The following is an 11,827-nucleotide window of genomic DNA, read 5'->3' as shown; positions in this document are numbered from 1 at the left end:
ATCTACCAGCGGTCCCGTTCGTCATTCACCGCAGGGCCAGCACGCCCACCCGCGCCTGGACAGCGCCCCAGCCAGCCTTAACTTCCCGGCCTTGCTCTTTGGAGGGGCTGTCCCGCCTCCCCGCTTGAGCCTCAGACGACTACGCCCCTTGCCTTCTGACGACAACCTTGACGGAGCCGTCCCCTGCCTTTCTCCGGGGCAGCGGAGCCACATCCCCCACTTCTGCGCATCGTTGTTGGGAGACCACCTCAGCTCTGAACAACTGCCCCCGTATAAGGGCCTGCTCCCGCTCGCTGTGCTGGTCAAGAAGCTTGGCTAACAGGGCATAGCAACCATCGAGCCCCGCCCCACTGCTGTCCGTCATCGCGGCACCCTCGCTGGCCGCTGGTAGTGATCGGCAACCACGCGAGCCATCGCACCGATGCGATCCGTCGCAACATCCTTGGCTGCGAAGAAGATGTGGCCCTTCACCTCCGGATACTTCGCGGCCAGCGTGAGATGCCGGGAGAGTTCGGCCGGGTCCTGCCATGCCGCAGGCTGCGCCGGGTCGCCCGCCTTGTACAGAGCTTCGCCGATGTAGAGCTGTACGCCGGTACCCCGCGCGACGTTCGCCCACCACGGCACGACGACGGAATAATTTGCGGGAACCTGCTGGTCAAGAGGTTGTGCCAACCAATACACCTGCGGGGCGATGTAGTCGATCCAGTGCTCCCGCACCCATTTGCGGGTGTCCGCGTGCAGGTCGTCGTACGTCTGCACGCCCGCCCGGGTGTCGGAGCCGCGTGCGTCGGTGGCGGCGTTGCGCCACACCGCGAACGGGCTGATGCCGAAGCGCGTGCCCGGCCGCACCTGCTTGATTCGCGCGGCGATCCCGGACACCAGCTTGTCGATGTTGTCGCGGCGCCAGGCGTCCCGGTCCGGGAAGGCCTTGCCGTGGCGGGCGTAGGCCGCGTCGTCGTCGAAGGTCTGGCCGGTCACCGGATACGGGTAGAAGTAGTCGTCGAAGTGGACGGCGTCCACGGGGTACTTCCGCACCGCGTCGAGCATCGCGTTCTGCACGAAGGCACGCACCTTCGGCAGCCCCGGGTTGTAGTAGAGCTTCCCGCCGTACGGCACCACCCACTCCGGGTGCTTGCGCGCGGGGTGGGAGGGGGCCAGTTTCGTCACGTCGGTGTTGTTGGCGATGCGGTACGGGTTGAACCAGGCGTGCAGTTCCAGACCGCGGGCGTGGGCCTCCTTCACCGCCGTGCCCAGCGGGTCCCAGCCCGGGTCCTGGCCCTGGGTGCCGGTGAGGACCTGCGACCAGGGCTCGTACGGGGAGGGCCACAGCGCGTCGGCCGTCGGACGTACCTGGAACATCACCGCGTTGAGGCGGTCGTGCACGGCTCGGTCCAGGATGGCGATCAGCTCGGCCCGCTGCTCGGCCGCGGTCAGCCCCGGTTTGGAGGGCCAGTCCCGGTTGGCGACGGTCGCCACCCAGACGCCCCGCATCTCCGGCACGGACCGCCGGCGCTCGGAGTCGCCGCCCGCCATCGCGGCACTCGCCGCCACTGCACCGCCCCCCGCCACAAGAGCCGACAGGGCCGTCGCTGCGAACGCCCGCCGCGACAGCCGAGACCTACGGTGCAGCATTCCCGTACCTCCATGCGCCGATGTGCGTGACCGGGGGAGATTCTCGACCCGGGCCGCCTCCCGCGTCAGGCTGCCACGCGGACCCGAACGATCGATCAACGATCGCCGGAGGTAACGTGCAGGTTTGGAGCAGGCACCGAACCACCGGGGCGCTGCCGCATTCGTAGATCAGCGAAGGGGACGATGTGACGGACTTCCCAACGGGAGACATCTCGCGCGTCGGAGTGGTCGGCTGTGGCCAGATGGGAGCGGGCATCGCCGAGGTGTGCGCCCGGGCCGGTCTGGACGTCAAGGTCGCCGAGACCACCGGGGAGGCCCTGGAGATCGGCCGGACCCGGCTGTTCAGTTCCCTGGGCAAGGCGGCCGAACGCGGCAAGATCACCGAGCGGGAGCGGGACGAGACGCAGGCCCGGCTGAGCTTCACCACCGACCTGGGCGAGTTCGCCGACCGTGACCTGGTGATCGAGGCCGTCGTCGAGAACGAGCAGGTGAAGACGGAGATCTTCCAGGTGCTCGACCAGGTGGTGACCCGCCCGGACGCCATCCTGGCCTCCAACACCTCCTCCATCCCGCTGGTGAAGCTGGCGGTCGCCACCTCCCGCCCGGACCACGTCGTGGGCATCCACTTCTTCAATCCGGCCCCGGTGCAGCAGCTGGTCGAGCTGATCCCGGCGCTCACCACCTCCGAGGGCACGCTGGGCCGGGCGCACCTGTTCGCGGAGAAGGTTCTCGGCAAGCACGCCATCCGCGCCCAGGACCGCTCCGGCTTCGTGGTCAACGCGCTGCTCGTGCCGTATCTGCTGTCCGCCATCCGCATGTTCGAGTCCGGCATCGCGGGCCGCGAGGACATCGACAACGGCATGGAGATGGGCTGCGCCCACCCGATGGGCCCGCTGAAGCTGTCGGACCTGATCGGCCTGGACACCATCGTGTCCATCGCCAATTCGATGTACGCGGAGTACAAGGAGCCCCTGTACGCCGCTCCCCCGCTGCTCCAGCGCATGGTCGACGCGGGCCGGCTCGGCCGGAAGACCGGCTCGGGCTTCTACACCTACGGCTGACCTCGGCCGGGGTTTTGCACAGTGCCCGTTCCAGGGTGCTGATTACACAGTGCGACCGACACGGGCCCGGCACTCTTCGGAGTGCCGGGCCCGTGCCATTCACACACCGTGTGCGCGCCGGGCCCGCATATGCCCGTCGCACACGCTCCCCACGCACCCACCAGGCGGGTTGACTCTCCATGCGCAATGCAAGGGATGTGACGACTACGGAAAGGAGCGGACTCGTGACCGCCGACCCGGAGCATCCCGTGGTCCATGGAGAACTCGCAGAGTTACGCCGCCGCCTCGATGTCGCGTACGCGCGTGTCGAGGGAGGGCTGGCCCTGCTCAACCATCGCACCGAGGAGACACACAAGGAAGTCGACGATCTCAGCGCACGGATCATCGCCCTGGAGCACGCCCGCTGGCCGCTGCCCGCGGTCGCGGCACTGACGGCAGTGGGCGCGCTCGTCGTGACGGTATGGCAGGCCCTGGGCCACTGAGGGACAAGGGCGCGGTAGGGATCAGGGTCAGTCGTCCTGCCCGAGCCTGAGGTGGTGCAGGAGCAGTAACGCGGCCGCCATGTTGGCGGCCGGGACCTCGCCGCGGGCGACCATGTCGGGGACGAGTTTGAGGGGGACCCATTCCCGGCGGTCCGACTCGAAGTCGTCCACGGGATGTCCGACGTACTCGCCCTCGTCGGCCCAGTAGATGTGATGCCGGGCGTCGGTGAGGCCGTTGGACGGCTCGACGCTCATGAGGTGCTGCAGCGGTCCCGGTCGCCAGCCGGTCTCTTCCTCGAGTTCCCTGGCGGCCGCGACGGCGATGTCCTCGCCGTCCTCGACCACGCCCGCAGCGAGTTCCCACCCCCAGCTGTCGGTGATGAAGCGGTGGCGCCACAGGAGGAGGACTTCATTGGCCTCGTTCACCACCGTGGCCACGGCGACGGGCCGCAGCCGTATCAGAAAGTGGTCCAGGTGCCGCCCGTCCGGCAGTTCCACATCTGCCAGGTTGACGGTGAACCAGCGGTTTTCATACACAGTTTGTTCGTTCTGTTTCGTCCACTGCACGGTTCTGCCACCTTCCGTCGAGTAAGTGGCAATATCGCAGCAGGGACGGTGAGTGTCGGCGCTCAGGAACCTGTCTACAGCGGTACGCGCAGTGCTCCGTCGATGAGTTCGGCGGCTTCGCCGGTGCCCGCACAGCCGCTGCGCACCAGGTATTCGCGTACCGCGCGGAGTCTGTCGCGCAGCCGCTGGGACTCCATTCCGCGGGCCTGTTCGGCCATCTGCACCGCGGTGGCCACGGCCTTGTCGGCGTTGCCCTGGCGCAGTTCGATCGTGGAGAGCATGGCGAGCCGGTGCACCCGGCCGCGGTCGTGCGCGGGGTTGTCGACGGCCGCCGCGGCATGCTCCCCGGCGGCCACGAGTTCGCCGAGGCTGAGCAGTGCCTCCGCCACCTGGACGTTGACAAGACCCGGCTGGACATAGCCGGTTTCGTCGGGTTCGTACCCCCGCCGGATGCGTTCGGCGGCCAGCTCGGCACGCCGGATGCAGGACAGGGCGCTCGTGCCGTCGCCGAGGTGTGCGTACGCCTTGGCCTGCATCGCGTACAGATCGGAGGCGAGGGCGGGGGTGATGTGCTTGCCGGCGGCGCGCAGCGCGGCCTCCGCGAAGGCCACCGCCTGGCGGTACTCCCGCATGAACAGCGCCTGGTTGACCAGCAGTGCGATCACATAGGCGCCAAGGCCCCGGTCCCCGCTGGCCTTCGCCAGCCTGAGCGCCTGGTGGAAGTAGCGCTGGGCGAGCCCGTGCGCGTCGGAGTCGTAGGCGCAGATGCCCGCGATCGCCACCAAACCGCCCGTGGCCCGGTGCAGTTGGCGGCCGGTGGCGTCGGTGTAGCTGCCGCGCAGCAGCGGGGCGGCCTCGGCGTTGAGGAAGCCGACGATCCGCGTGCGCGTGGCTATGCCGCCGGCCTTGCGGTACATCTGCTCGTAGTGGGTGCGGGCCGCGCGCAGCATCTCGATGTCCCCCGGGGTGACCCGGTGCCGGCCGCCGCGCGAGACGTCCACGTCCTCGGGCGGGTTCTCCCACTCCCACACGGGCATGACGGCAGGCGTGCCGGTGACCGCGGGCGCACCCAGGATGTGCGGGCGCTGCTGCTCGTCGGAGCGCCACAGCGCGGTGGCCCGCTCGACGAAGCCGGACAGCGAGGTGCCGTGCGGGGTGGACGGCTCGCCGGGCACCCCGAGGCCGATGTCGTCGAGCGTGACCGGCCGGTGCAGCCGTCCCGCGAGCACCTCGCAGATCAGGTCGGGCACCTGCCCTCGGGGCCGCTGCCCCTTCAACCACCGCGCGACGGCGGTGTGTTCGTACCGGAGCGCGAGGCCGCGCGCCCGCCCCGCCTGATTGACGTGTGCCGCCAGCCCCGCATGCGAGATCCCGGCCTCGTCCAGGATCGCGTCGAGCAGAGTGTTGGGCTGCATAGGTGCCCCCCGGATCGCTCGGTGCCGTCAGCGTAGTGCGAACGGCTTCACACGGGGTGTGAACGGAGTGCTCGAATCCGCAGCGTACGCGCTCTGTCGCGGAGAGTTTCCAGCCGGTTGACTGAAATGCCTCGCAAGAGGCCGGCCGGGCCGCCGGCTCCCCCTCGTACAGTGCGGCGGCCCGCTTCCGCGCCGTCCGCCCAGCTGCCTGCCCGACACTCCGTGGCGGGGCGGACGGCCTGCCGGCGGCTTGGCGGTGCGACTCAACGCCGTGGCGTATCGGGCGCATTGTCGGCCGCGGGTGCGTCGTGGCTTGTCGCGCAGTTCCCCGCGCCCCTAAAGACGGTGGTGTGCCCGGTGGCCTACCGGCTCCCCAGGGGCGTGCACCGCGTGGCGGCGGTCGTTGCGGAGGACGAGGAGTGCGACGTCGTCGGCAGGTCTTCCTCCCGCATGGCGCAGCAGCCCGGCGAAGACGGCGCGCAGTACCGACTGCGGGGAGACCGGCCCGGCACCCACGGCCTCGGCTAGCGCGGCCGGCAGCGAAAAGAACCGGCCACGTCCGTCCCGGGCGTCCTCGACACCGTCCGTGTGCAGGAACAGCGCCTCGCCGGGCAGCAGCCGACCGCACGGCAGCGCGGGCAGCTCGGCGGGCAACGGGAACGGCCCGAGGGGAGGCAGCGGTTCGGCCCGGGTCAGCAGCTCGGCCCGGGCCGGCCCCAGCAGATACGGCCAGGGGTGCCCGCAGTTGAGGACGCGCACCTCGCCGTCCGGCTGGATCTCCAGCAGCAGTACGGTGACGAACTCCTCGGCGACCGGGTGGTCCGGCTCCGCTCCGGCCGAGGGATGCTCGGCGCGGGCCCGTTCCCGCAGATGCCGGGCCAGCGCCCGCTCCAGCCGCCGCAGCACACTGCCGAGTTCGGCCTCGTCGTGCACGGCCTCGCGGAAGCTGCCGAGCACGGCTGCGGCCGTACCGATGGCGGCGAGCCCGTGCCCACGCACATCGCCCATCACGACCCGCACACCGTGCTCGGTGGCGATGACCTCGTACAGATCGCCGCCGATGACCGCACTGCGGTCCGCGGACAGCTGGGCCGCGGCGATGTCGAGCCCGTCGATCCGCGGCGGCAGCGGCCGCAGCAGCACACTCTGCGCGGCCCCCGCGACCTGCCGCACCTCTCTGAGCTCGCGGAGCATCACATGCCGGACGTGGAGTATCAGCCCGGTGCCCACCGCGAAGAAGACGGCACTGGTGCCGATGCGCGCCCCCAGTCCGTTCTGCTGGGCGAGCGGACAGGCCAGTTTGTACGTGATCGCCATGGCGCCCCACACCGCGGGCAGCCCCAGCGCAAACACCCGGCGCAACGGCAGCCGCCCCGCCCCGCGGGGAACGCCAGCCTTGATGCGGATCATGCCGATTGGCCCCCCACTCAGGCCCAGAAGCACAGACGGACCGACCCCGAAAGGCCGGTCCGATTCTGTCCACGGCATGGCCGGACAGGGCCAGATCACCCGAAGTTGCCACCCAAACGAGTGACAACCTCCAGGCCATCCGCATTTATGCAGGTGGGGGGCATATTCACAGGGCGGGGCAGGAGCGCCCCCGAAGGGGCGCGGGGCTGTGTTGAATTTGCGGCTACCGCCGCGTGGGCGCGATCAACCACGTAGAACCCTCAGCCGCCAACCAACAACAGCTCCCGCACCTTGGGCGCACTAGGCCCGCAAGACCGCCCCGGTACGCTCGCCCGCCAGGGCAACGGCGGCATCCCGAGCAGCGGACGCCTCGTCGACCGTCAGCGTCCGATCCGCGGCCCGGAAGCGCAATGCATACGCCAGCGACTTCCGCCCCTCACCCAACTGCTCGGCGTTCTCGTACACGTCGAACAGCCGGATCGCCTCCAGGAGCTCTCCCGCCCCGTCCCGCAGCGCAGCCTCGACCTCGGCATGCGGCACGAACTTGTCGACGACCAGCGCGACATCCTGCGTGGCCACCGGGAACGTGGAGATGCCCGGCGCCTGCGGGGTGTCGTTGCCGACCTGCTCCAGCACATCCAGGTCGATCTCCATCGCACTGGTGCGCTCGGGCAGCCCGAGGGCCTTCACCACCCGCGGGTGCAGCTCACCCGCGTGCCCGACGACCGTCTCCGTGCCGTCGACGACGACCGCGAGCTCGGCGCAGCGACCGGGGTGCCACGGACCGTACTGGCCCTTGCGGACGATCAGCTCGGCTCCGGCTTCCCGCGCGGCGACGCGCCCCGCCTCGACCGCGTCGGCCCAGTCCGCCGGACGGCCCTTGCCCCACCAGCCGGCCTGCTCGCGGGCGCCCGCGAGGACGACGGCGAGATGGCGCGGCTGCTCGGGCAGCGCGGCGTTCAGTTCGGCGATCTCCTCGTCGGTGGGACGCCGGTCGACGGGCAGGGCGACGGCTGTCTTCTGCTCCTCGCGCGGGAGGAACACCAGTCCGGTCTCGAACAGCGCGAGGTCGTGCGAGCCCCGGCCGTTGTTGCGGCGCAGGGCACCCAGCAGGCCCGGCAGCAGCGAGGTGCGGAGCGCGGGCTCCTCGTCGCTGAGCGGGTTGGTGAGCTTCACGAAACGGCGGCTGGGGTCGTCGGCCTCCAGCAGCAGCTGGTCGAAGACCTGCTCGCTGACGAAGGGGTAGTTCGGCGCCTCGACATAGCCCGCCCCGGCCAGCGCGCGGCCGACCCGGCGGTGCAGCCGCTGCCGGTGGGTGAGGCCGCGGCCCGAGGGGAGCTTGGGCAGCGTGGAGGGCAGGTTCTCGTAGCCCTCCAGGCGGATGACCTCCTCCGCGATGTCGTTGACCTCGCGGAGGTCGGGCCGCCAGGACGGCACGGTGACGATCAGCTCGTCCTGCCCGTACACGTCGCAGCCGATCTCCTGCAGCCGCCGCACGACGGTCTCGCGGCCGTAGTCGACGCCCGCCACCTTGTCCGGGTGGTCGGCCGGGACGGTGATGGTGTGCGGGCCGGACGGCGTGATGACCTCGGTGACGCCGGCCTCGGCGGTGCCGCCCGCGAGCAGCACCAGCAGGTCGACCGTGCGCTGTGCGGCGGCGGCCGCGGCCTGCGGGTCGACGCCGCGCTCGAAGCGGCGGGACGCCTCGGAGGACAGCTTGTGGCGCCGTGCCGTGCGGGCGATGGAGACCGCGTCGAAGTGGGCGGCCTCGATCACGACGTCGCTGGTCGAGTTCTCGGTGTCGTCGTGGTCGGCGATCTCGGTGTTGGCGCCGCCCATGACGCCCGCGAGGCCGATGGGGCCGCGGTCGTCGGTGATGACGAGGTCTTCGGCGTCCAGGGTGCGGGTGACGCCGTCGAGCGTGACGAGCTTCTCGCCCGGCTCGGCGCGGCGCACGCCGATGGTGCCCTTGACCAGCGAGCGGTCGTAGGCATGCAGCGGCTGGCCGAGCTCCATCATCACGTAGTTGGTGACGTCGACGGCGAGCGAGACCGGGCGCATGCCGACCTTCTGCAGCCGGCGCTGCAGCCAGATCGGGGAGCGCGCCTCGGGGCTGAGCCCGGTGACCGTGCGCGCGGTGAAGCGGTCGCAGCCGAGCGGTTCGGAGACCTGCACCGGGTAGCCGAACGCGTTCGGGCCGGGTACGTCGATCAGGGCCGGGTCGCGCAGCGGCAGGCCGTAGGCGATGGCGGTCTCGCGGGCGACACCGCGGATGGACAGGCAGTCGCCGCGGTTCGCGGTGACGGCGATGTCCAGGACCTCGTCGACGAGTTCGAGCAGTTCGATGGCGTCCTTGCCGACCTCGGCCTCCGGCGGCAGCACGATGATGCCGTGCGTGCCGTCGTCGCCCATGCCCAGCTCGTCGCTGGAGCAGATCATGCCGTGGGACGTCTTGCCGTACGTCTTGCGCGCGGAGATGGAGAAGCCGCCGGGCAGCGTGGCCCCCGGAAGCACGACGACGACCTTGTCGCCGACGGCGAAGTTGCGGGCGCCGCAGACGATCTCCTGGGGCTCGCCGGTGCCGTTGGCCTGGCCGACGTCGACGGTGCAGAAGCGGATCGGCTTCTTGAACTCCGTCAGCTCCTCGATGGTCAGCACCTTGCCGACGACGAGCGGGCCCTTGAGGTCGGCGCCGAGGTGCTCGACGGTCTCGACCTCGAGCCCCGCCGAGACGAGCTTCTCCTGGACGTCACGGCCGGTTTCCGTCGCTGGCAGGTCGACGTACTCCCGCAGCCAAGAAAGCGGGACCCGCATCAGATCTCCATCCCGAACGGCCGGGTGAACCGGACGTCACCCTCGACCATGTCTCGCATGTCCTCGACGTTGTGGCGGAACATCAGCATCCGCTCGATGCCGAACCCGAAGGCGAAGCCGCTGTACTTCTCCGGGTCGACGCCGCAGGCGGTGAGCACCCGCGGGTTGACCATGCCGCAGCCGCCGAGCTCGATCCAGCCTTCGGAGGAGCAGGTGCGGCAGGGGCGGTCGGGGTTGCCGACGGACTCGCCGCGGCAGACGTAGCACACCATGTCCATCTCGGCGGACGGCTCGGTGAACGGGAAGAAGTTGGGCCGCAGCCGGGTCTTCATGCCCTCGCCGAACAGCGACTGGACCATGTGGTCCAGGGTGCCCTTGAGGTCGGCCATGGTCAGGCCCTCGTCCACGGCGAGCAGCTCGACCTGGTGGAAGACGGGGGTGTGCGTGGCGTCCAGCTCGTCGGTGCGGTACACCCGGCCCGGGCAGATCACGTAGACCGGCAGCTCACGGCTGAGGAGGGAGCGGATCTGGACCGGCGAGGTGTGGGTGCGCAGCACGACACCGGACTCGGTGCCGCCCTCGGGGCCTTCGACGAAGAAGGTGTCGTGCTCGCCGCGGGCCGGGTGGTCCGGGCCGATGTTGAGGGCGTCGAAGTTGAACCACTCCGCCTCGATCTCGGGGCCCTCGGCGACCTCGTAGCCCATGGCCACGAAGACGTCCTCGATGCGCTCCGAGAGGGTGGTCAGCGGGTGGCGGGCGCCGGCCGGTACGCGGTCGTACGGCAGCGTGACGTCCACCGACTCCTCGACCAGCACGCGCGCGTCCCGCTCGGCCTCCAGCTCGGCCTGCCGGCCGGCGAGCGCCTTGTTGACGGCGCCGCGGGCCTGGCCGACCAGTTTGCCGGCGGCGGCCTTGGCGTGCGGGGGCAGGGCGCCGATCTCGCGGTTGGCGAGGGCCAGCGGGGAGGTGCCCCCGGTGTGGGCGACCTTGGCCTCCTGGAGCGCGTCGAGGGAGCTCGCTGCGGCGAAGGCGGCGAGCGCCTCGTCCCGCATGCGCTCGATCTCTTCCGGTTTCAACGCCTCGACCTCTACAGGGTCGTACGACTTATTCGGTGCCGACATCTCTTCCCGTGCTTCCGATTGGCTGGCTGAAGGTCCCCGTCACCGACTCACACAGAGGTCAGAGGGCCGTCCATGGGACACAAAGGTGCCAAAGGCCGAGTCTAACGGGGTGGAGGTGTACGAATGCGCCCGTGGACCGCTCTCCGGCACTCAGGTGAGATACGCCGGGGCCGCCACGGGCAACGTAAATCGGAACTCCGCCCCGCCCTGGGACGCGCGGCCGACCGTGATGGTGCCGCCGTGGGCCTCGACGATGCCCTTGACGATGTAGAGCCCGAGGCCCGTGCCGCCGCGCTTGCTGCCCCGCCAGAAGCGGGTGAAGACGCGGTTCATGGACTCCTCCGGGATGCCGGGCCCCTCGTCGCTCACCGTGACCGACGTGGCTGCTGCTTCCTGGCCTTCGTCCTCTCGGGGGGACGCCGTGGCCGTGATGTCAATCGTGACGGTTCCCTCGCCGTGCCGCACCGCATTTTCCAGCAGGTTGCTGAGCACCTGGTCGATCTTGTCGGGGTCCGCCCACAGCGAGGGCAACGGCTGCTCGATCCTCAGCAGGAACCGGTCGGCGGGCTGCCCGGCGGCGACGTACGCCTGGATGTGCCGCCCCACGGCCGCACCGATGTCGACCGGCTGGCGCCGCACTTCCAGCCGCCCGCTGTCGATCCGCGAGATGTCCAGCAGCTCGGCGATGAGCCGGGTGACCCGGTCGGCGTCGGCGTCGACGGTCTCCAGCATCAGCCGCTTCTGGTCGTCGGTGAACCGTTCCCACTTGGCGAGGAGCGTGGCGGTGAAGCCCTTGACGGAGGTCAGCGGCGAGCGGAGCTCATGGGCCACGGTCGCTATCAGCTCGGCGTGACTGCGCTCGGTGCGGCGGCGGGCCTCGGTGTCGCGCAGTGAGACGACGACACGGCGGACCGGGCCGGCGGCTTCACTTCGGACGTACCGGGCGGAGACGAGAACCTCGCAGCCTCCGGGAAGCAGCAGGTTCCGCTCGGGCTGCCGCCGGCGAATGGCGAGCCCGCCGTACGGGTCGGTCAGCTGCCACCAGCGCCGCCCCTCCAGGTCCTCTAACGGCAGCGCCTTCTCCAGACGCTGTCCGAGGGCGTCCCGGGCGGGGACGGCGGTGATGCGCTCGGCGGCGGCGTTGAAGCAGATGACATGGCCGTGCTCGTCGGCGACCACGAGGCCGTCGGGCAGTTCGTCGGGGTCGATGCCGAGCCCGGCGAGATCGCCGTGCCGGGGCGCGGGCGCCCGCTGCGCGTCCCGTGGTCCCCGTGCACTGCCCGTGCCGACACTCATTCCCCGCAACCCCACCCTTCAGACGGCGC

Annotated in this window: 9 protein-coding genes; 2 read left to right on the top strand and 7 right to left on the bottom strand. The window is 70.5% G+C overall.

Annotation, left to right across the window (positions count from 1 at the left end):
* Positions 1 to 360: 360 nt before the first annotated feature.
* Positions 361 to 1,632: a family 10 glycosylhydrolase gene (locus tag AB0N07_RS17915; protein WP_365835952.1), complete on the bottom strand. Its 1,272-nt coding sequence runs from the start codon at positions 1,630 to 1,632 to the stop codon at positions 361 to 363.
* 185 nt (positions 1,633 to 1,817) lie between these two features.
* Between AB0N07_RS17915 and AB0N07_RS17910 the strand changes: the two genes are divergently transcribed.
* Complete coding sequence (locus AB0N07_RS17910; RefSeq protein WP_365835950.1) at positions 1,818 to 2,693, top strand: 3-hydroxybutyryl-CoA dehydrogenase; 876 nt, start codon at positions 1,818 to 1,820, stop codon at positions 2,691 to 2,693.
* Between the two features lie 224 nt (positions 2,694 to 2,917).
* Positions 2,918 to 3,175, top strand: coding sequence for a hypothetical protein (locus AB0N07_RS17905; RefSeq protein ID WP_030945808.1), 258 nt, complete (start codon positions 2,918 to 2,920; stop codon positions 3,173 to 3,175).
* 27 nt (positions 3,176 to 3,202) lie between these two features.
* Here the strand turns inward: AB0N07_RS17905 and AB0N07_RS17900 are convergent, their stop codons facing one another.
* From AB0N07_RS17900 to AB0N07_RS17875, 6 genes are all read right to left on the bottom strand, one after another.
* The gene (locus tag AB0N07_RS17900) at positions 3,203 to 3,742 is read right to left on the bottom strand and encodes an NUDIX hydrolase (protein WP_365835948.1); all 540 of its coding nucleotides are present in this window, start codon (positions 3,740 to 3,742) and stop codon (positions 3,203 to 3,205) included.
* A 74-nt stretch (positions 3,743 to 3,816) separates the two neighbouring features.
* Complete coding sequence (locus tag AB0N07_RS17895; RefSeq protein WP_365835946.1) at positions 3,817 to 5,157, bottom strand: transcriptional regulator; 1,341 nt, start codon at positions 5,155 to 5,157, stop codon at positions 3,817 to 3,819.
* Between the two features lie 336 nt (positions 5,158 to 5,493).
* The gene (locus AB0N07_RS17890) at positions 5,494 to 6,567 is read right to left on the bottom strand and encodes a PP2C family protein-serine/threonine phosphatase (RefSeq protein ID WP_365835944.1); all 1,074 of its coding nucleotides are present in this window, start codon (positions 6,565 to 6,567) and stop codon (positions 5,494 to 5,496) included.
* 300 nt (positions 6,568 to 6,867) lie between these two features.
* Positions 6,868 to 9,381 carry a phenylalanine--tRNA ligase subunit beta gene (gene pheT, locus AB0N07_RS17885; protein ID WP_365835942.1) on the bottom strand — a complete coding sequence of 838 codons (2,514 nt, stop codon included), beginning with the start codon at positions 9,379 to 9,381 and terminating at the stop codon, positions 6,868 to 6,870.
* Entirely contained in the window at positions 9,381 to 10,502 is a 1,122-nt protein-coding gene (gene pheS / locus AB0N07_RS17880) for a phenylalanine--tRNA ligase subunit alpha (protein WP_365835940.1), read from the bottom strand. The genes pheT and pheS overlap by 1 nt, the downstream gene beginning before the upstream one ends.
* A gap of 150 nt (positions 10,503 to 10,652) precedes the next feature.
* Positions 10,653 to 11,798: an ATP-binding protein gene (locus AB0N07_RS17875; RefSeq protein WP_365835938.1), complete on the bottom strand. Its 1,146-nt coding sequence runs from the start codon at positions 11,796 to 11,798 to the stop codon at positions 10,653 to 10,655.
* Between the last annotated feature and the right edge of the window lie 29 nt (positions 11,799 to 11,827).

It is taken from the genome of Streptomyces sp. NPDC051172 (assembly GCF_040682555.1).
GTDB lineage: Bacteria > Actinomycetota > Actinomycetes > Streptomycetales > Streptomycetaceae > Streptomyces.
This window is presented reverse-complemented; position numbering and strand designations above follow the sequence as displayed.